Origin of the sequence: Thauera sp. WH-1, from assembly GCF_047806685.1 — a bacterium.
Lineage (GTDB): Bacteria > Pseudomonadota > Gammaproteobacteria > Burkholderiales > Rhodocyclaceae > Thauera.
This window is the reverse complement of the sequence record NZ_JBLQGP010000013.1, coordinates 105,261-124,350: the sequence shown is the minus strand read 5'-3', so window position 1 is coordinate 124,350 and position 19,090 is coordinate 105,261. Positions and strand designations below refer to the sequence as shown.

Genomic DNA, 19,090 nt, shown 5'->3' with positions numbered 1-19,090 from the left:
CATCTGCGGCCCGCAGTGTGATCGAGACATGTCAAGAATCCAGACCGTTTTCCAGCGCCTGCAGGCCGAGGGCCGCAAGGCGCTGATCCCCTTCGTTACCGCCGGTTTTCCCGGCCCCGAGCTGAGCCTGCCGCTGATGCATGCGCTGGTCGAGGGCGGCGCCGACATCATCGAGCTCGGCGTGCCGTTCTCCGACCCGATGGCCGACGGCCCGACCATCCAGCGCGCCTCCGAGCGCGCGCTCGCGCAGGGCATGAGTCTGCGCAAGGTGCTCGAGCTGGTGCGCGCCTTCCGTGCGACGAATGCCGACACCCCGGTGGTGCTGATGGGCTACGCCAACCCGATCGAGGCCATGGGGGCCGAGCGCTTTGTCGCCGATGCGCGCGGCGCCGGCGTCGATGGGGTGCTGGTGGTGGATTATCCGCCCGAGGAGTGCGTCGGCTTTGCCGCCACGGCCAAGGCCGGCGGCCTCGATTCGATCTTCCTGCTGGCGCCGACCTCATCCGAGCAGCGCTACGCCGACGTGGCGCGGGCGGGCAGTGGCTACATCTATTACGTGTCGCTGAAGGGCGTCACCGGCAGTGCGAAGCTCGACGTCGAGGAAGTGGCGCGCCGCATTCCGCAGATCCGCGCCGCGGTCGGCATGCCGGTGGGCGTGGGCTTCGGCATTCGCGACGCGGCCAGCGCGCGCGCCATCGGCGCCGTCGCCGATGCGGTCGTGATCGGCAGCCGCATCATCGAGGAAATCGAACACAATCCGGGCGAGGAAGTGCCGCGGGTCGCGGCATTCATGCGCGATATCCGCGTGGCGCTCGACGAACTCGCGGCCGGCAAAGGAGCACGTCAATGAGCTGGTTGCAGAAGCTGCTGCCGCCTAAGATCAAGCGCGGCGAGACCTCGGCACGCAACAAGTCGATTCCCGAAGGCCTGTGGAGCAAGTGTGAAGGCTGCGAGGCCGTGCTCTACCGCGCCGACCTCGACAGCAATCTCGGGGTGTGCCCCAAGTGCGGACATCATCATCGCCTGCGTGCGCGCCGTCGCCTGGACGTGCTGCTCGATGCCGAAGGCCGGGTCGAGATCGGCGCCGAGGTCACGCCGGTCGATGCGCTCAAGTTCAAGGATTCTCGCAAGTACCCGGAGCGCCTGTCGGCCGCCACGGCCGACACCGGCGAGGCCGATGCCATGGTCGTCATGCAGGGCGCGATCAAGAGTCTGCCGGTGGTCGTTGCCTGCTTCGAGTTCGAGTTCCTCGGCGGCTCGATGGGCTCGGTCGTCGGCGAGCGCTTCGTCCGTGGCGCCAAGCGCGCCTTCGAGCAGCGCGTGCCCTTCATCTGCATCACCGCCTCGGGCGGCGCGCGCATGCAGGAGGGCCTGCTGTCGCTGATGCAGATGGCCAAGACCACGGCCGCCATCACCCGCCTGGCCGAGCGCAGGTTGCCCTTCGTCACCGTGCTCACCGATCCGACCATGGGGGGCGTGTCCGCCAGCTTCGCCTTCATGGGCGACGTGGTGATTGCCGAACCCGGTGCGCTGATCGGCTTCGCCGGACCGCGCGTGATCGAGCAGACGGTACGTGAGAAGCTGCCCGAAGGCTTCCAGCGCGCCGAGTTCCTGCTCGAGAAGGGCGCGGTCGACCTGATCGTCGACCGTCGCGAGCTGCGCGACCAGCTTGCGGGCGTGCTCGCCATGCTGACGCGTCAACCTGCCGACGCGGTGAGCGATTGATGTCTGCCGTGGGTTTGAATGCGGGCCTTCCGGCCACGCTAGAGGGCTGGCTCGCCCTGCTGGAGCAGCGCCACGGGCAGCGCATCGAGCTGGGCCTCGAGCGCGTGCGCAAAGTCAAGGACGCGATGGCGGTCAGCTCGGACGCGGTGGTGATCACCGTCGGTGGCACCAATGGCAAGGGCTCTTGCTGCGCGATGCTCGAGGGCATCCTGCTTGCGGCCGGGTATCGCGTCGGTTGCTATACGTCGCCGCACCTCATCCGCTACAACGAGCGCGTGCGCATCGACGGCCAGGACGCCAGCGACGCCCAACTGGTCGCCGGCTTTGAGGCGGTGGAGGCGGTGCGTGGAGACACGCCGCTGACCTATTTCGAGCATGGTACGCTGGCCGCGTGGGCGGTGTTCGCCGCCGTGCGGCTCGACGTCATCATCCTCGAGGTGGGCCTTGGCGGACGCCTCGACGCGGTCAATCTGTTCGACGCCGATTGTTCGATCGTCACCAGTGTGGCGATGGATCACATGGACTTCCTCGGCGATACGCGTGAGGCCATCGGCTTCGAGAAAGCCGGCATCTTCCGTGCCGGGCGAGCGGCGGTCTGCGGCGACCCCCAGCCGCCCGCCAGCCTGGTCGAGCATGCCTTGACGATCGGCGCCGAGCTGTGGATCAGCGGGCGCGACTTCGGCTTCGGCGGCGATCGCCAACAGTGGGGCTACTGGCGCTATGCCGAGCCGCCGGCGCAGGGTCCCCTGGTCAAGCGCGGTGGGCTGGCCTATCCGGCCCTGCGTGGCACCAACCAGTTGCTCAACGCCTCTGCAGTGATCACGGCGCTCGAGTGCCTGCGCACGCGACTCCCGGTATCGATGCAGCACCTGCGCCAGGGACTGATGCTGGTCGAGGTGCCGGGGCGCTTCCAGGTGCTGCCGGGTCGGCCGGCGGTGGTCCTCGACGTCGCGCACAATCCGCAGGCGGCTGGCGTGCTGGCCGAGAATCTCGGCAGCATGGGCTTCTACCCCGAGACCTGGGCGGTGCTCGGCATGCTCGCCGACAAGGACGTCGAAGGGGTGTGCGCGCTGATGGCCGGCAGGGTGGACCACTGGCTGCTCGCCGATCTGCCCGGTCCGCGCGGACTGGCGGCCGAGTCGCTGGTCGGGCGGCTACGCGCAGCCGGCGGCAAGGGCGACATGCACTGTTTCAGTTCGCCGGCCGAGGCTTTTGCTGCGGCGCAAAAAGCTGCCCAGGAGGGTGATAGAATCGTCGTCTTTGGTTCCTTCCTGACGGTGGCGGACGTGCTCGCGGCGATCAAGGCTGCGCGGCACCGATGAGGTTCTCCGGTGAGTGACGCAGACAACCTGGAAATCAAGAAGCGGGCGCGGCGGCGGCTGGTCGGCGCCATTGCGCTCGCCCTGCTGGCGGCGATCGTGCTGCCCATGATGATGGACCAGGAGCCGCATCCCGCCGTGCAGGACATCCAGGTCACGATTCCAGACCGTGACGCGCGGCGCCCGCTCGCCAGTGCCGAGCCGGCAGCCGTGCCGGCGCCGCTGCCGATTCCCGAAGAGGATGAAGCGGCGCACAACGACAAGCTGATGGCTGCGCCCGAGGCGCAAGCGCCGGCGGCCGAGCCGCCTGCAGCTGAGCCGGCGCCATCCCCGGCCGCGACCCCGCGTCCGGCGAGCACGCCGCCCGTCCCGCGTCAGGAGCCCCCGGCGCGGCCAACGGCGGCGCCCGAGCCGCGCCCACCCGTGGCCGCGGTGGACGAAGAGGCGCGGGTACGGGCGATCCTCAGCGGCCAGCCGGTGCCGCCGCGCGGCGAGGCTTTCATCGTGCAGGTGGGCGCGTTCAGCGACGCAGGCAAGGCAGGCCGCCTTGCGGACGAGCTCAAGGCGCAGGGCTTTCAGGCCTATACCGAGCGCGCCGGCAGCGTGACACGGGTGCGGGTCGGGCCGATTGCGGGTCGGGCCGCCGCCGACGCCGTCCTCGCGCGGCTCAAGGCGGGTGGGCATCAGGCCGTGCTGCAACCTCGCTGATTGTCTCCAATGACGGTTTTCGACTACGTTTTTCTGGGTGTGCTTGGGCTATCGGCCGCAATCGGCATGTGGCGCGGCCTGGTCAGCGAGGTAATGGCGGTGCTGGCCTGGGTGGCAGCACTTTTTGCCGCATGGCGCTATAACGAACAGGCGGCGGCGTTTTTCGACGGCATCATCGTCGAACCCGTGTGGCGGCAGGTGGCGGGCGGTGCCTTAGTGGTGGTGGGCGTGCTGCTGCTCGCTGCGCTGCTGCGCTACCTGTTGCGGGAGTTGCTGCGCGCAGCCGGGCTGGGTGCGACCGATCGATTCTTCGGTGCGCTGTTCGGTGTCGTACGCGGGCTGGCAATCGCCTTCGTCGTCGTGTTGATCGGCGGCATTGCAGGCGTGTCGCGCGAGCCCTGGTGGTCCCAGGCCCTTTTCGCGCCGCCGATGGAATCGGCGGTCATCGCCGCCAAACCCTGGCTACCTGACGAGGTAGCCGACAAGATTCGATTCAGATAGGCCTACTCGCATGTGTGGAATTCTCGGTGTCGTCGCCACTTCTCCGGTCAACCAGCTCCTCTACGACGGTCTGCAGGTTCTGCAGCACCGAGGTCAGGACGCAGCGGGGATCGCCACCTCCGAAGGCGGGCGTTTTCACATGCACAAGGGTCCGGGCCTGGTGCGGGACGTATTCCGGACGCGCAACATGCGCGACCTCACCGGCAACTGGGGTATCGGCCACGTGCGTTACCCGACCGCGGGCTCGGCCTACAACGCGGCCGAGGCACAGCCCTTCTACGTCAATTCGCCCTTCGGTCTGCTGCTCGCGCACAACGGCAATCTGACCAACTCCGAAGCGCTCAAGCGCGAGATGTACCTGTCCGACCTGCGTCACATCAACACCAGCAGCGACTCCGAAGTCCTGCTCAACGTGCTGGCGCACGAGTTGCAGGCGGCGAGCAAGGGCCTCAAGCTCGACGAGGAGGCGATCTTCACCGCGGTGGCCGGCGTGCATCGGCGCTGTCGCGGCGCCTATGCGGTGGTGGCGATGATTGCCGGCTACGGCCTGCTCGCCTTCCGCGACCCCTATGGCATCCGGCCGCTGGTGATCGGCCGTAACGAGCTCGACGGCGCCACCGAGTGGCTGGTGGCGTCCGAGTCGGTGGCGCTCGACGTGCTCGGCTTTCGCCTGCTGCGCGACGTGGCGCCTGGCGAGGCGGTGCTGGTCGACGTCGATGGGCGTTTTCACAGTCGACAGTGTGCGGCGAAGACGGTGCACGCGCCCTGCATGTTCGAGTTCGTGTACCTGGCACGGCCGGACTCGATCATCGATGGCGTGTCGGTGTACGAGTCGCGCATGAAGATGGGCGAGTTCCTCGCCGACAAGATGAAGCGCACCATGCCCAAGGTGGAAATCGACGTCGTCATCCCGATTCCCGATTCGAGCCGCCCGTCGGCGATGCAGATGGCAGAGCGCCTCGGGCTGCCATTCCGCGAAGGCTTCGTCAAGAACCGCTACATCGGCCGCACCTTCATCATGCCGGGCCAGGCGACGCGCAAGAAGTCCGTTCGGCAGAAACTGAACACCATCCATCAGGAGTTCAAGGGCAAGAGCGTGCTGCTGGTGGACGATTCGATCGTGCGCGGCACGACCAGCCGCGAGATCGTGAACATGGCCCGCGAGGCCGGCGCCACGCGGGTCTATCTCGCGTCGGCGGCGCCGCCGGTGCGCTATGCCAACGTCTATGGCATCGATATGCCGACGCGCGGTGAGCTGATCGCATCGGACCGCAGCGAGGAGGATATCTGTCGCGAGATCGGCGCCGATGGGCTGATCTACCAGGATCTGGACGACCTGAAGGCCTCCGTCCGCGCGCTCAATCCCGCATTGAGCTTCTTCGAGACCTCCTGTTTCGACGGCAGCTACATCACCGGTGACATCACCACGGAGTACCTCAACGGCGTCGAGAGCCAGCGCAGCGAGGCCAAGCCGGGCAAGGCCGGCCACGGCGATCATGGCGATGACAACGGGGATGGACAGCTCGATCTCAATCTCGCCTCCAGCGGCGAGCGCTGAGCGCGGTATCGTCGCCGTTCGCCATCGCGTCATCCCCTTTGATTGAAGCTGCCAGAGTCCCGACCATGAGCACTCCCGATTCGCAGGATCTCCACCTCGATACGCTCGCCATCCGTGCCGGCATCGAACGCACGCAGTTCGGCGAGCACGGCGAGGCGATGTACCTGACCTCGAGCTTCGTGTTCGACAGTGCGGCGCAGGCGGCGGCGCGTTTCTCGGGGGAGGAGGAGGGCTATGTCTATGCCCGCTTTTCCAATCCCACGGTGACCGCGATGCAGACACGGCTCGCCGCGCTCGAAGGGGCCGAGGCCTGCATCGCCACCTCCTCGGGCATGTCGGCGATCCTGTCGCTGGCGATGGCGACGATGCAGGCGGGCGACCACGTGGTGGCCTCCAACGGCCTGTTCGGTGCGACCCAGCAGTTGTTCGGCGGCATCCTGTCGAAGTTTGGCATCACCACGAGCTTCGTTGCCGCGACCGACCTCGATGCCTGGCGGGATGCGATCACGCCGCAGACGAAACTGTTCTTCACCGAGACGCCGTCCAACCCGCTCACCGAGGTGATCGACATCGCCGGCGTGGCGGCGATCGCGCGCGAGGCAGGGGTGTTGTTCGCCGTGGACAACTGCTTCTGCTCGCCGGCGCTGCAGCGCCCGCTGGACCTCGGTGCGGATGTGGTCGTGCATTCGGCGACCAAGTACCTGGATGGCCAGGGCAGAGTGCTGGGCGGCGCGGTAGCAGGCAGCAAGGCCGTCACCGACGAGGTCTTCAAGTTCCTGCGCACCGCCGGACCGTCGCTGTCACCGTTCAACGCCTGGGTGATCTTCAAGGGCCTGGAGACCTTGCGCATCCGCATGGAGGCGCAATCGGCGAGCGCCCTGGCGCTGGCAGGCTGGCTCGAGGCGCAGCCCGGTGTGGCGCGGGTGTACTACCCCGGCCTGGCCTCGCATCCGCAGCACGCGCTGGCCATGCGCCAGCAGAAGAGCGGGGGCGCAATCCTGAGCTTCGATGTCGAGGGCGGACGCGATGCGGCGTGGAAGGTGGTCGATGCCACGCGCCTGATGTCGATCACGGCCAACCTCGGCGACACCAAGACCACGATCACGCATCCGGCCACCACCACCCACGGCCGCATCAGCGCCGAGGCGCGTGCCACCGCCGGGATCGGCGATGGCCTGCTGCGAATCGCGGTGGGTCTAGAGGATGTCGACGATCTGAAGGAAGACCTGGCGCGGGGATTGGCGTTGCGCTGAGCGCGCTTACCGCAGAGCCCCGGCCGTCCGAGGGGGAGGGCACCGTCAGGAACGGGGGGCCTTGTTTTTTTGGGTGTGTCTCCGCGTCTGGTCGTGTTCCGACAGAGCCTGGGCGGGCTTGCAGAGAGGGGTGTTCCTGGCGCAGCCGACGACCGTCCGTGCCGAGCGCAGCAACGGCGAGTTCCGCGGCCTGCAGAGGGAATGCCCTGCGTCGCGCCGGCGGATTGCTCGCTCCCGAGCTGCGTCGCTCCGCGCATGCAACGGGTCGAGCAGACCATGCATGCCAGCCATCGCCGCGTCGTTTCCTGGTTCGGGTTGAGCCCGACCGCGGTGGCAGCCGGTATCTTCTGGGCGATCACGCAAGGTGACTCGCCCACCCACATCGCACTCAGTACTCGAGCACGCGCGGCAGTTCCTTCGCCTGGGCGACCCACTTGGCGACGTCCGCCTCGGGGGGCGCACGGCGGGTCAGCTTCTTCTCCGCGTTGACCTCGGCGAGCGTCGCAGCCAGGTTGGTCGGTGAGCGGCGGGCGAGGGCGGGCACGGTATCGACGCCGGCGGCTTCGAGGAGCTGGGCATATTCCGAGCCGATGCCGCTGACGCGGTAGAGGTCGGCCATGTTGGCGAACCTCAGCACCTGGGCGGTGGACAGGCCGACGGTCTCGGCCAGCTTGGCGCGCGCCGACGGCGTGGTGCACGCGGCCAGCAACGAGTCGGTATCCTTCACGCCGGCATCGCGGAATTTCTTGCCGGTCACTTCGCCGATGCCTTCGATGTCCTCGATCTTGTAGTTCGCCATCCTCATGCCTCCATGGTCTGTACCGAAATGGGATGCATGGCCATGCCTGCCCCTCGGGCCGGGGTTTCGAGCTGACGCCACGCACGAGGATGATAGCCCGTGATGCGAGCCGGGTCCGTGAGATTCTGCACCCGCCATCAGGCAGGGGCGTCAGCCGCCACTGAGCGCCTGCACGATGACGAGCGTGTCGTCCCCGCGCAGGGGCTGCGAGAGGCTGAAGACCTGGCCGCCGGCGACGAAGAAGCGCACGTGGGGACGCAGCCTGCCCTGTTCGTCGACGACGCGAAAGCGGATGCCCGGGAAGCGGTGGTCGAGATCGGACAGCAGCGCCGCCAGCGTTCCTCCCTCCGCTTGCACTTCGCGTGTGCCGGTATAGGACAGCAGCGGGGTCGGGATCAGCACCTTCATGTCGATCACACTGCGGGAACGCCGACCTCCACCGCGAAGATCTCGGGCAGGTGGCGTGCGATGCACTGCCATGACGCGCCCTCATCGGCGCTCAACCACAGCTCCCCGCTGGTGGTGCCGAAATAGAGGCCGAGCGGATCGCAGGCGTCGGCGCTCATCGCCTGGCGCTTCACGGTCCACCACGCCTGCTCCGGCGGCAGGCCACGATCGAGGCGCTGCCAGCTCGCGCCGGCGTCGCGCGTGCCGTACACCGCGGGCCGGCCGCCGGGGCTGGTGCGCGGCCACACGTCGCTGCCATCCATCGGGAAGATCCACGCCCGGTCGGCGTCGCGCGGATGGACGACGATTGGAAAGCCGATGTCGCCGACCTCCTCGGGCATGTTGCGGCCAATGCGGACCCAGGTGTCGCCAGGCTGATCGAGTCGATACACCCCGCAGTGGTTCTGCTGGTAGAGACGGTCGGGTGCGCTCGGGCAGATGCGTACGCAATGCGGGTCGTGGAAAGTCGGGTCGGACATGTCGAAGCCCTCGACCACCTCGAGGCCCTTCAGGATCGGTGTGAAGCTTCTGCCGCCGTCGCGCGATTCATGGACGCCGCCACCGGACATCCCGATGTAGAGGTGCTGCGGGTCACGCGGGTCGATGTTGATCGAATGCAGTTTCGGGCCATCGGGCGTGCCGTCCTGGACGCTGCCCATCCAGCGGCGATACTGCGGGTCGTCATTGATGCAGGAGAAAGGGGACCAGTGCAGGCCGCCGTCGGTGGACCGGAACAGACCCTGCGGCGAGGTGCCGGCGAGCCAGCAAGCGGGCTCGTCGGCATGGCCCGGGGTGAGCCAGAAGCTGTGGTCGACCGCCCGCCCTTCCTCACGAACCTTTGCCGGGGCAAAGGCGGGTGGCTGCTTGGCCTCGACCCAGCTCGCGCCGAGATCGGTCGAGCGGTACAGGGTAGGGCCGAGATGGCCCGTCTTCGCTGCCGCCAGCAGTGTGCGTCCGTCACGCGGATCGAGCACCAGGTGACTGACAATGTGGCCGAGCAGATGCGGGCCGTTCACTCGCCAGTGCTGGCGGCTGGCGTCGCCGTGGAACAGCCACGCACCCTTGCGCGTCGCGACCAGCACGACGATCGCAGGCGCAGCCAGGTCGCCCGTGGGGGCGTTGTCGGGGGAGTTCATGTTCGCTCTCCGTGCGTGGACTGGCGCCGCCTGCCGGGCTGGCGCGCCGCCATGGCCACCCTGCCAGACCATCCGGCGGCGGCTTCTCCTGTTCTATAGACCAGGAACGCCGGGCGCGCTGCGCACCGATCGCGGGCGCGCATGTCCGCAACGGCGCTGGAGTCAGGCCTTGAAGGGAACGCCCTCGGTCGTGAGGCGCGTGCCGTCGAAGGCGAGCCAGCGCGCGCTGCCGTGCCAGTCGGCGAGCACGTGGCGCACGCAATTGCGTCCGTCCACCTGCAATTGGTGGCAGGCGGGGCGATGGGTGTGGCCATGGATCAGCGTCGGATAGCCGTGTTCACGCAGGAGTGCGGCGACGGCGTCGGCATTGACGTCCATGATCTCCATCGCCTTCTCGGCCTTGGCTGCTTCGCTCTTCTGCCGCAGGCTGGCGATGAAGGCCTTGCGTGCCGCCAGCGGCTGGGAGAGGAAGCCAGCCTGCCAGGCGGGGTCGCGCACCTGGCGGCGGTAGGCCTGGTAGGCGAGATCATCGGTGCACAGCGCGTCGCCATGGGCGAGCAACAGCACCGGCGCATCGGCGCGCTCACCGAAGCGCACGCGCGTCGGGTCGTCGAGCAGGGTCGCGCCGATGGCGTCGGCAAAGCGGGGACCGGCGAGCAGGTCGCGGTTGCCGGTCATGAAGTAGACCGCCGTGCCGGCGTCGGCCACGGCCCGGATGGCGGCGGCGATGCGGGCGTTGAAGGGGGTGGCGAGATCGTCGTCACCGGCCCAGTATTCGAACAGGTCGCCGAGGATGAAGAGGCTCGCCGCCGAGCGCGCCGGCCCCTGGAGGAAGGCGAGGAAGGCATCGACGTTGGCGGGCTCGTCCTCGGTGAGGTGCAGATCGGAAATGAACAATGCCGGAAGCCCCGCGCGGGCGGCTTCCGGCATCTTGGCAGCAAGCCCGCCCGGCGTGGCCGAGGTGGGCGAGGGGATGCGATCAGGCACGATCAGACAACTTCGGCGCGCTCGATGATGACGTCTTCCTTCGGCACGTCCTGGTGGAAGCCGCTGGAGCCGGTCTTCACCTTGCGGATCGCGTCGACCACGTCCATGCCTTCGCTGACGCGGCCGAACACGCAGTAACCCCAGCCCTGCAGGTCAGGCGAGCGGAAGTTGAGGAATTCATTGTCGGCGACGTTGATGAAGAACTGCGCGGTGGCCGAGTGCGGAGCCTGGGTACGCGCCATGGCGATGGTGCCGCGCTCGTTCTTGAGGCCGTTGTCGGCCTCGTTCTTGATCTGCTCGCCGGTCGGTTTCTGGTTCATGCCGGGCTCGAAACCCCCGCCCTGGATCATGAAGCCGTCAATGACACGGTGGAAGAGGGTGTTGTTGTAGTGGCCGGCCTCGACATAGGCGAGGAAGTTGGCAACCGTCACCGGCGCCTTGTCGGCGTCGAGTTCGAGGGTGATGACGCCGTGGTTGGTGTGCAGCTTGACAGCCATGTGGGGTTCTCCTGGGGAAATCGGGTTCTGGTGAGTGGCGCGCCTTATTCGACGACGCGGGCGCTTTCAATGACGATCGGCTCGACCGGCACGTTCTGGTGGAAGCCGCGGTTCGCAGTGGGGAGCTTGCCAATCTTCTCGACCACGTCCATGCCCTTGACGACCTTGCCGAACACCGCGTAGCCCCAGCCGTCGCGCGAGGGGTAGTCGAGGAAGGTATTGGGCACGAGGTTGATGAAGAACTGCGCCGAGGCCGAGTGCGGGTCGGCGGTGCGGGCCATGGCGAGCGTGCCGGGCTCATTCTTGAGACCGTTCTTCGCCTCGTTCTCGATCGGTGCGCGCGTGCTCTTCTGCTTCATCTCGGCGTCGAAGCCGCCGCCCTGGATCATGAAGCCGTCGATGACACGGTGGAAGATGGTGCCATCGTAGTGCCCGTCCCTGACGTACTGGACGAAGTTCGCGGCGGACTTGGGCGCCTTGTCGGCAAAGAGTTCGACGACGATCTCGCCCTGGCTGGTCTTCATCTCGACCATGGGGTTGGCCGCAAACACGGGGGTCGCGGGCAGGGCGAAAATGGCCAGCGAGGCGAGGGCGACGAGCTGTTTCTTCATGGGGTCTCCGGTGATGAGCGAGGCGCAAGCTTCTTGCGGCGAGGATGCCCGGAAGCCGTCCCGGCGCCGAACGGCAGTCCCGCGGCGGCAGAAAAGGTGCTTGCGGCGTGCATGGTATACTCACGCGTTTTTCGGCTGCTCCCGCGCCGCTGACGACGCGAGATTCTAGCAACAAGCCCCACCCCTCACAATCGCGCCGCCGCCTCCGCGCCGCTTCGCCGCCCTTCGTCACCTCTCTCGCCCACCCACGATGCTCTCGATCTACAACACCCTGTCGCGCAACAAGGAAGTCTTCACGCCCATCGAACCCGGCAAGGTCCGCATGTATGTGTGTGGCATGACGGTGTATGACTTTTGCCACCTTGGCCACGCACGCGTGATGGTCGTGTTCGACATGGTGGCGCGCTGGCTGCGGGCAAGCGGGCTGGATGTGACCTACGTGCGCAACATCACCGACATCGACGACAAGATCATCCGCCGCGCGCAGGAGAACGGTGAATCCATCCGCCAACTCACCGACCGCTTCATCGCCGCGATGCACGAGGACGCCGATGCGCTCGGCGTGCTGCGCCCCGACCACGAGCCGCGCGCCACCGACTACGTCGCGCAGATGCAGTCGCTGATCTCGCGCCTCGAGCAGAAGGGCCTCGCCTATGTCGCCGCCAATCGCGACGTGTGCTACGCGGTGCGCAAGTTCGAGGGCTACGGCAAGCTGTCGGGCAAGTCGCTCGACGAGTTGCGCGCTGGCGAACGCGTCGATGTGGCGCAGGACAAGAATGACCCGCTCGACTTCGTGCTGTGGAAGCACGCCAAGACGGAGGAGCCGACCGAGGTGAAGTGGGCCTCGCCCTGGGGCGAGGGCCGTCCCGGCTGGCACATCGAGTGCTCGGCAATGAGCTCGGAGCTGCTCGGCGAGCACTTCGACATCCACGGCGGCGGCATGGATCTGCAGTTCCCCCACCATGAGAACGAGATCGCACAGTCCGAGGGTGCGCACGGCCACGCCTTCGTCAACTACTGGATGCACAACGGCTTCGTGCGCGTCGATGACGAGAAGATGTCGAAGTCGCTCGGCAACTTCTTCACCATCCGCGAGGTGCTGCAGAAGTACGACCCCGAGGTGGTGCGCTTCTTCATCCTGCGCGCGCAATACCGCAGTGCGCTGAACTACTCCGACGCCCATCTCGAGGATGCGCGCAACGCCCTGACCCGGCTGTACACGGCGCTGAAGAATGTGGCGCCCGAAGGCGACCTGGCGCCCGACTGGAACGAGGCCCATGCCCAGCGCTTCCGGGCGGCGATGAACGACGACTTCAACACCGCCGAGGCGGTGGCGGTGCTGTTCGAGCTCGCCAATGAGGTCAACCGCGACGCCTCGCCTGCGCTGGCCGCGCAGTTGAAGGCGCTCGGCGGCGTGCTCGGACTGCTGCAGCGCGATCCGCGGGGCTTCCTGCAGGCTGGCACACCGGAGGCGGGCGGGCTGGACGCCGCGGCTATCGAAGCCCGGATCGCCGAGCGCGCGGCCGCGAAGAAGGCGAAGAACTACGCCGAGGCTGACCGCATCCGCGCCGAGCTGCTCGACGCGGGCGTGATCCTCGAGGATGGCCCGGGCGGCACTACCTGGCGCCGCGCCTGATGCCTGCTTGAGCGGGCGAGAGCCGCCGCCCCTGCTGGGGGGCGCCTCGTCGATGCGCCGGCGCCACAACAATAACAACGCCCGCTCCTGCATTGCAGGGCGGGCGTTGTGACGTGGGGCGCGCGCGACGCGGTCATCGCGTTGCGGCGTACCCGGCGCTCAGTTGCCGAAGAAATCCCGTACCTTGTCCATCCAGCCTTTCGCCTTCGGGTTGTGACGGTCGGCGTTGCCGCTGGAGATCTCCTCGAACTCGCGCAGCAGCTCCTTCTGACGCTCGGTGAGGCTCACCGGCGTCTCGACCACCACGTGGCACATCAGGTCGCCGTGCACATGGCTGCGCACGTTCTTGATGCCCTTGCCGCGCAGGCGGAAGACCCTGCCGCTCTGCGTCTCGGCCGGGATCTTGAGCCGCGCCATGCCTTCCAGCGTCGGGATCTCGATCTCGCCGCCCAGCGCCGCGGTGGTGATGCTGATCGGCATCTCGCAGTGCAGGTCGTCGTGGTCGCGCTCGAACACCGAATGTTTGCGGATGTGGATCTCGACGTAGAGGTCGCCCGGCGGCCCGCCGTTGACGCCCGGCTCGCCATGGCCGGCGTGGCGCAGGCGCATGCCTTCGTCGATGCCGGCGGGAATCTTCACTTCCAGCGTCTTCTGCTTCTTGACCCGGCCGGCGCCGCCGCAGTCGCGGCAGGGGTCGGGGATGACTTTGCCGCTGCCGTGACACTTCGGGCAGGTCTGCTGGATCGAGAAGAAGCCCTGTTGCACGCGCACCTGGCCGTGTCCGTTACAGGTGGGGCAGGTCTTGGGCTGGGTGCCGGGCTTGGCGCCGCTGCCGTGGCAGGTGCCGCACTCCTCGACCGTGGGGATGCGGATCGTCTTGTCGGCGCCACGCGCAGCCTCCTCGAGCGTGATCTCGAGGTTGTAGCGCAGGTCGGCGCCACGATAGACGTTCGAACGCCCACCGCGGCCGCCGCCGAACAGATCGCCGAAGATGTCGCCGAAGGCATCGGCAAAACCGCCCTCGAAACCCTGGCCGCCGCCCATCGCGGGGTCGACGCCGGCGTGGCCATAGCGGTCGTAGGCCGCCTTCTTCTGCGGGTCGGAGAGCATCTCGTAGGCCTCCTTGGCCTCCTTGAACTTCTCCTCCGCTGCCGTGTTGTCCGGATTGCGGTCCGGATGGTGCTTCATGGCCAGCTTGCGGTAGGCCTTCTTGATCTCGTCGTCGCTGGCGTCGCGGTTGACGCCGAGGACTTCGTAGTAATCCCTTTTGGACATGGTGCTTCGCTCAGTCTGGTCTCAAGCAAAGGCCGAGCCGGCACCGGAGCAAGGCTCCGGCGGGGCTCGGCCGCGAAGGGTTCGCCAGAGTGACGATTACTTCTTGTCCTTCACTTCGGTGAACTCGGCATCCACCACGTCGGCGTCGTCGGCCTTACCGCCGGACGACTGGCCGCCCGCACCGGCACCGGGCTGGGCGCCGCCTTCGGCCTGGGCCTGGGCATACATCTGCTCGCCGAGCTTTTGCGCCGCCATCGCCAGGGCCTGGCTCTTGGCTTCGATGCTGTCCTTGTCACCGCTCTTGATGGCCTCTTCGGCCTCTTTCATCGCGGCTTCGATCTTGGCCTTCTCCTCGTCGGAGAGCTTGTCGCCGTACTCGGTCAGGGCCTTCTTCGTCGAGTGGATCAGCGCGTCGCACTGGTTGCGGGCGTCGACCAGCTCGTGTGCCTTCTTGTCTTCCTCGGCGTGCGCCTCGGCGTCGCGCACCATGCGCTCGACTTCCGCGTCCGACAGGCCGGAGTTGGCCTGGATCTTGATCTTGTTCTCCTTGCCGGTGGCCTTGTCCTTGGCCGACACGTGCAGGATGCCGTTGGCGTCGATGTCGAAGGTGACCTCGATCTGCGGCATGCCGCGCGGCGCCGGCGGGATGTCGGAGAGGTTGAACTGGCCCAGGCTCTTGTTGCCCGAAGCCATCTCGCGCTCGCCCTGCAGCACGTGGATGGTCACGGCCGACTGGTTGTCGTCGGCGGTCGAGAACACCTGCGAGGCCTTGGTCGGGATCGTGGTGTTCTTCTGGATCAGCTTGGTCATCACGCCGCCCAGGGTCTCGATGCCCAGTGACAGCGGGGTGACGTCGAGCAGCAGCACGTCCTTGACCTCGCCCTGCAGCACGCCGCCCTGGATGGAGGCGCCGACGGCGACGGCCTCGTCCGGGTTCACGTCACGGCGCGGCTCCTTGCCGAAGAACTCCTTCACCTTGTCGATGACCTTGGGCATGCGGGTCTGGCCGCCGACCAGGATCACGTCGTCGATGTCCGCAACCTTGACCCCGGCATCCTTCAACGCGATGCGGCAGGGCTCGATCGAGCGCTCGATCAGGTCCTCGACCAGGGCTTCGAACTTGGCGCGGGTGATCTTGATCGCCAGGTGCTTCGGGCCCGAGGCGTCAGCGGTGATGTAGGGCAGGTTGATCTCGGTCTGCTGGCCGGAGGACAGCTCGATCTTGGCCTTCTCTGCGGCTTCCTTCAGGCGCTGCAGCGCGAGCACGTCGTTCTTGAGATCGACGCCCTGTTCCTTTTTGAACTCGGTGACGATGTAGTCGATGATGCGCTGGTCGAAGTCCTCGCCGCCCAGGAAGGTGTCGCCGTTGGTGGCCAGCACTTCGAACTGGTGCTCGCCATCGAGGTCGGCGATCTCGATGATCGAGATGTCGAAGGTGCCACCGCCGAGGTCATACACGGCGATCTTGGAGTCGCCCGGCTTCTTGTCCATGCCGAAGGCGAGCGCTGCCGCGGTCGGCTCGTTGATGATGCGCTTGACTTCGAGGCCGGCGATGCGGCCGGCGTCCTTGGTGGCCTGGCGCTGGCTGTCGTTGAAGTAGGCCGGCACGGTGATCACCGCCTCGGTCACTTCCTCGCCGAGGTAGTCCTCGGCGGTCTTCTTCATCTTGCGCAGGATTTCGGCGGACACCTGCGGCGGCGCGATCTTCTTGCCGCGCACTTCGACCCAGGCGTCGCCATTGTCGGCCTTGGTGATGGTGAAGGGCATCATGGCGATGTCCTTTTGCACTTCCTTTTCTTCGAAGCGACGGCCGATCAGGCGCTTGATCGCGAACAGGGTGTTCTTGGCGTTGGTGACCGCCTGGCGCTTGGCCGGCGCGCCGACCAGGATCTCGCCGTCTTCGGCATAGGCGACCACCGACGGGGTGGTGCGCGCGCCTTCGGAGTTCTCGATGACCTTCGGCTTGCCGCCCTCCATCACGGAGACGCAGCTATTGGTGGTGCCGAGGTCGATGCCGATGATCTTGCCCATTTGAGTTCCTTTTCAGTCTGAATTCGGTGGTGGAGCGGCCTTGCCGTCCGATCTGGTTCGAATATGGGGTGAGGTGCACCGCTTTCAAGCGGCTGGGTGCAGATTTCTCACTGGCCTTTGGCCTTGGCGACCATCACCAGCGCCGGGCGGATGACGCGCTCGTTGAGGAGGTAGCCCTTCTGCAGCACGGTGACCACCGTGTTGGGTTCGGCGTCGGCTTCGATCGTGCTGATCGCCTGGTGCTTGTTGGGGTCGAACTTCTGGCCGAGTGGGTTCTCTTCTGCCAGGTGGGCGCCATCGAAGGCGGAGACGAGCTGCTTGAGGGTCAGCTCGACGCCTTCGCGCATTTTTTCGACCGACTGGTTCTCGATCGCGAGCGCCGCCTCGAGGCTGTCCTTGACCGGCAGCATCGCGCTGGCAAATTTCTCGGCGGCAAATTTGGCGGCCTTCGCGATGTCATCCTGGGCCCGGCGGCGGACGTTCTCGGTCTCGGCCTTCGCGCGCAGCCAGGCGTCGTGGTGCTCGGCGGCCTTGAGCTCGGCCTGGCGCAGCGCCTCTTCCAGGCTCGGCATGGTGTCGATCGCGGCTGCGGTGGCGGCTTCGGGTTCCGGCGTGGCCGATGGGTCGGCCGGCATCTGTTCAAGCTCGGGCGTGATGTCCGGCGTCGGCTTCTGGTCCTGCATGGGTGACTCTCCGTTTTCTTTCGACGGCTGCAGAAGTTGGGGCGAAAGAGGCCGTTTCAAGAGCGACCCCGGAACTTTTCCGGGGCACGCGGATTTCGCGACCCGGCTCGCGGGGAGGTGGCCGGCGGTGCTTGTGGGGACGCGGTGATAAGTGGTACTGTGAATGCAACTTTAAAAAGGAAGGATCTCCTCATGCTTTCACCCCGCACGATCGAACTGGTCAAGGCGACCGTCCCTGCGCTGCAGGCCCACGGCCTGACGCTCACGACGCATTTCTACAAGCGCATGTTCGAGCACGAGCCCGAGCTGAAGAACATCTTCAACCTCGGCAATCAGGCCGGTGGCAAGCAGCAGCATGCGCTCGCCGCGGCGGTGCTTGCCTACGCGCAGAACATCGACAATCCGGGGGCGCTCGCACCGGTCGCATCGCGCATCGCGCACAAGCACGCCAGCATCGGCATCCGGGCGGATCACTACCCGATCGTTGGCCGACATCTGCTGGCCTCGATCCGCGAGGTCATGGGCGAGGCCGCGACCGACGAGATCATCGACGCCTGGGCGGCGGCCTACCAGGCGCTGGCCGACATCCTGATCGCCGCCGAGGCCGAGCTGTACCGTGCGGCTGCCGCCGCAAAGGGCGGCTGGCAGGGCTGGCGGGAGTTCATCGTCGAGCGCAAGGAGGCGGAGAGCGAGCTCGTCACGTCCTTCTATCTGCGTCCGGCCGATGGCGGTCCGCTGCCACCCTTCGTCCCCGGTCAGTTCGTCAGCGTGGTGCTTTATGTGCCGGAGCTGGGGGTGGAGCAGATTCGCCAGTACAGCCTGTCCGAGGCGCCGAATCCGTCCTACTTCCGCATCTCGGTCAAGCGCGAGGGCAGGGATCCGGCGGGCATCGTCTCCAGCCGGCTGCACGACAATGTCGGGGTGGGCGACAGCGTGCGCCTGGCGCCGCCCTTTGGCGACTTCTACCTGCACGAGGACCGCGATACGCCGGTGGTGCTGGTCAGCGGCGGTGTCGGCCTGACGCCGATGGTGAGCATGCTCAACGCGCTGCAGGACACCACGCGCCGCGTCGTCTTCGTGCACGGTGCGCGCGACGGCCGTGTCCATGCACTGAAGGGGCATGTGGAAGAGCTCGCCGCCTCGCGCGCCCATGTCGACAGTATCGTGTTCTATGACGCGCCGGCGGCGGGCGACGTGCAGGGGCGCGACTACGAATTCGAGGGCATGGTCGACCTCGAGCGCATCCGCGCACGGGTCGAGCTGCCCGATGCCGACTACTACCTGTGCGGCCCCTTGCCCTTCATGCTCAAGCAGCGCGACATCCTGCTCGGCTGGGGGGTGGCGCGCGACCGCATCCACTACGAGGTCTTCGGCCCCGATCAGCAGCAGGTTGGCAGCTGAGGTGCAGCTGACGCGCTTTGCCGATCTCGGCCTGCGAATGCTGATGTATCTGGCCAGCGCGCGGCCCGAGCATGACCAGCCCGTGACGATCGCCGAGGTCGGTGAGCGCTTCGAGGTGTCGCATCACCATCTGGTGAAGGTCGCCAGTCTCCTCGCCCAGACCGGCTGGGTGAAGGCCACGCGCGGTCGCGGCGGAGGCCTGCGTCTGGTGCGCCCGCCGGAGCAGATCCGCATGGGCGAGGTCGTGCGCGTGCTGGAGGGCGAGGGCGGGCTGGTCGATTGTGACCGGCCGATGTGTTCGCTGCGCGGCGTGTGCCGCCTCCGGGGTGTGCTCGACGAGGCGCAGCAGGCCTTCTTCGCTGCGCTCGATCGTCACACCCTGGCCGACGTGGTGGCGGGCACCTCGGCCGCGGGGCTGGCGCGGCTGCATCTTCATCGTGCGGAGCCTGTGGCGCGCTGAGTCGGTGGCGGGCGTGTGAAAGGTGAGCGTGGTAACATTGCCCGTTTTTCTTACTCGCGCGGG

Annotated in this window: 19 protein-coding genes; 10 read left to right on the top strand and 9 right to left on the bottom strand. The window is 67.1% G+C overall.

What is annotated here, in order from left to right; all coding sequences use genetic code 11:
- Nucleotides 1-28: 28 nt before the first annotated feature.
- The 7 genes from trpA to ACMV5O_RS13915 all read left to right on the top strand — a co-directional run bounded on the left by trpA (nucleotide 29) and on the right by ACMV5O_RS13915 (nucleotide 7,064).
- The gene (gene trpA / locus ACMV5O_RS13945; RefSeq protein ID WP_416164014.1) at nucleotides 29-850 is read left to right on the top strand and encodes a tryptophan synthase subunit alpha; all 822 of its coding nucleotides are present in this window, start codon (nucleotides 29-31) and stop codon (nucleotides 848-850) included.
- Complete coding sequence (accD, locus tag ACMV5O_RS13940; protein WP_416164013.1) at nucleotides 847-1,725, top strand: acetyl-CoA carboxylase, carboxyltransferase subunit beta; 879 nt, start codon at nucleotides 847-849, stop codon at nucleotides 1,723-1,725. Before trpA ends, accD begins: the two co-directional genes overlap by 4 nt.
- Nucleotides 1,725-3,047, top strand: a complete 1,323-nt coding sequence (gene folC / locus ACMV5O_RS13935) for a bifunctional tetrahydrofolate synthase/dihydrofolate synthase (RefSeq protein ID WP_416164012.1) — start codon at nucleotides 1,725-1,727, stop codon at nucleotides 3,045-3,047. The genes accD and folC overlap by 1 nt, the downstream gene beginning before the upstream one ends.
- A gap of 9 nt (nucleotides 3,048-3,056) precedes the next feature.
- Nucleotides 3,057-3,752: an SPOR domain-containing protein gene (locus tag ACMV5O_RS13930; protein ID WP_416164011.1), complete on the top strand. Its 696-nt coding sequence runs from the start codon at nucleotides 3,057-3,059 to the stop codon at nucleotides 3,750-3,752.
- A 9-nt stretch (nucleotides 3,753-3,761) separates the two neighbouring features.
- Complete coding sequence (locus ACMV5O_RS13925) at nucleotides 3,762-4,253, top strand: CvpA family protein (RefSeq protein ID WP_416164010.1); 492 nt, start codon at nucleotides 3,762-3,764, stop codon at nucleotides 4,251-4,253.
- A gap of 10 nt (nucleotides 4,254-4,263) precedes the next feature.
- The gene (purF, locus tag ACMV5O_RS13920; protein ID WP_416164009.1) at nucleotides 4,264-5,811 is read left to right on the top strand and encodes an amidophosphoribosyltransferase; all 1,548 of its coding nucleotides are present in this window, start codon (nucleotides 4,264-4,266) and stop codon (nucleotides 5,809-5,811) included.
- A 65-nt stretch (nucleotides 5,812-5,876) separates the two neighbouring features.
- Nucleotides 5,877-7,064 carry an O-succinylhomoserine sulfhydrylase gene (locus tag ACMV5O_RS13915; protein ID WP_416164008.1) on the top strand — a complete coding sequence of 396 codons (1,188 nt, stop codon included), beginning with the start codon at nucleotides 5,877-5,879 and terminating at the stop codon, nucleotides 7,062-7,064.
- A gap of 388 nt (nucleotides 7,065-7,452) precedes the next feature.
- On the opposite strand, the gene ACMV5O_RS13910 is transcribed toward ACMV5O_RS13915, so the two are convergent.
- From ACMV5O_RS13910 to ACMV5O_RS13885, 6 genes are all read right to left on the bottom strand, one after another.
- Entirely contained in the window at nucleotides 7,453-7,863 is a 411-nt protein-coding gene (locus tag ACMV5O_RS13910) for a DUF4332 domain-containing protein (RefSeq protein ID WP_416164007.1), read from the bottom strand.
- A 150-nt stretch (nucleotides 7,864-8,013) separates the two neighbouring features.
- A complete protein-coding gene (locus tag ACMV5O_RS13905) occupies nucleotides 8,014-8,271 on the bottom strand; it encodes a MoaD/ThiS family protein (RefSeq protein ID WP_416164006.1) in 258 nt (85 codons plus the stop codon).
- A gap of 5 nt (nucleotides 8,272-8,276) precedes the next feature.
- Nucleotides 8,277-9,446: a glycosyl hydrolase gene (locus ACMV5O_RS13900; protein ID WP_416164005.1), complete on the bottom strand. Its 1,170-nt coding sequence runs from the start codon at nucleotides 9,444-9,446 to the stop codon at nucleotides 8,277-8,279.
- Between the two features lie 162 nt (nucleotides 9,447-9,608).
- Nucleotides 9,609-10,376, bottom strand: coding sequence for a UDP-2,3-diacylglucosamine diphosphatase (locus ACMV5O_RS13895; protein ID WP_416164032.1), 768 nt, complete (start codon nucleotides 10,374-10,376; stop codon nucleotides 9,609-9,611).
- A 59-nt stretch (nucleotides 10,377-10,435) separates the two neighbouring features.
- Nucleotides 10,436-10,930: a peptidylprolyl isomerase gene (locus tag ACMV5O_RS13890; RefSeq protein WP_416164004.1), complete on the bottom strand. Its 495-nt coding sequence runs from the start codon at nucleotides 10,928-10,930 to the stop codon at nucleotides 10,436-10,438.
- Nucleotides 10,931-10,974: 44 nt separating this feature from the next.
- Nucleotides 10,975-11,541 carry a peptidylprolyl isomerase gene (locus tag ACMV5O_RS13885; RefSeq protein ID WP_416164003.1) on the bottom strand — a complete coding sequence of 189 codons (567 nt, stop codon included), beginning with the start codon at nucleotides 11,539-11,541 and terminating at the stop codon, nucleotides 10,975-10,977.
- Between the two features lie 250 nt (nucleotides 11,542-11,791).
- On the opposite strand from ACMV5O_RS13885, the gene cysS reads away from it, so the two are divergent.
- Complete coding sequence (gene cysS / locus ACMV5O_RS13880; RefSeq protein ID WP_416164002.1) at nucleotides 11,792-13,177, top strand: cysteine--tRNA ligase; 1,386 nt, start codon at nucleotides 11,792-11,794, stop codon at nucleotides 13,175-13,177.
- A gap of 159 nt (nucleotides 13,178-13,336) precedes the next feature.
- Here cysS and dnaJ read toward each other — a convergent pair whose 3' ends face one another.
- The 3 genes from dnaJ to grpE form a co-directional block, all read right to left on the bottom strand.
- Entirely contained in the window at nucleotides 13,337-14,452 is a 1,116-nt protein-coding gene (gene dnaJ / locus ACMV5O_RS13875; RefSeq protein ID WP_416164001.1) for a molecular chaperone DnaJ, read from the bottom strand.
- Nucleotides 14,453-14,548: 96 nt separating this feature from the next.
- Complete coding sequence (gene dnaK / locus ACMV5O_RS13870; RefSeq protein ID WP_416164000.1) at nucleotides 14,549-16,483, bottom strand: molecular chaperone DnaK; 1,935 nt, start codon at nucleotides 16,481-16,483, stop codon at nucleotides 14,549-14,551.
- A 107-nt stretch (nucleotides 16,484-16,590) separates the two neighbouring features.
- On the bottom strand, nucleotides 16,591-17,166 hold the full coding sequence (grpE, locus tag ACMV5O_RS13865; protein WP_416163999.1) for a nucleotide exchange factor GrpE: 576 nt from the start codon (nucleotides 17,164-17,166) through the stop codon (nucleotides 16,591-16,593).
- A 192-nt stretch (nucleotides 17,167-17,358) separates the two neighbouring features.
- Between grpE and hmpA the strand changes: the two genes are divergently transcribed.
- Both hmpA and ACMV5O_RS13855 read left to right on the top strand, forming a co-directional pair.
- A complete protein-coding gene (hmpA, locus tag ACMV5O_RS13860; RefSeq protein WP_416163998.1) occupies nucleotides 17,359-18,567 on the top strand; it encodes an NO-inducible flavohemoprotein in 1,209 nt (402 codons plus the stop codon).
- A gap of 1 nt (nucleotide 18,568) precedes the next feature.
- A complete protein-coding gene (locus tag ACMV5O_RS13855) occupies nucleotides 18,569-19,027 on the top strand; it encodes an RrF2 family transcriptional regulator (RefSeq protein ID WP_416163997.1) in 459 nt (152 codons plus the stop codon).
- Nucleotides 19,028-19,090: the final 63 nt, after the last annotated feature.